Genomic DNA, 411 nt, shown 5'->3' with positions numbered 1-411 from the left:
GTCCGAGTACGAGATGTTGCTGGAAAGCAGGCCCGTGCCGTTCGTGACGTTGGCGCCAGAAGCGTTCACTTCGATGAGCGAGCTCTTGTTGGTGTCGTACTGCAGCGTCGTCAGGCTGACATTGCCCTTGGCGTCGCGGTTGAACGAACCGACAATCGACTTCGTGCCGGCAGCGTTGTTCGGGTCGGTGTAGACCCAGTTTTCGCCGGAGAAGGAAGCCGACTTGGCAATGCTCAGGAGCTGGTTCTGCAGTTCCTTGATTTCCTTCTGGATCTTGCTCTTGTCAACGCCCGGCTCGCTGGCGGCAACCAGCTTCTTCTTGATTTCGTCGACGACGTCCTTGGAGTTTTCCATGGCCGACGAAGCAACGTCGGTCTTGGCAGCGCCGAGGCCGAGGGCGTCCTGAACGGC

Annotated in this window: 1 pseudogene; it reads right to left on the bottom strand. The window is 59.1% G+C overall.

Annotation, left to right across the window (positions count from 1 at the left end):
* Positions 1 to 411 (bottom strand): annotated as a pseudogene (locus L981_RS33120) (flagellin); the annotation flags it as partial.

Origin of the sequence: Ensifer sp. ZNC0028, from assembly GCF_000799055.1 — a bacterium.
Taxonomy (GTDB): Bacteria; Pseudomonadota; Alphaproteobacteria; order Rhizobiales; family Rhizobiaceae; genus Ensifer.
The sequence above is the reverse complement of the archived record's forward strand: the minus strand, read 5'-3'. Positions and strand labels throughout refer to the sequence as shown.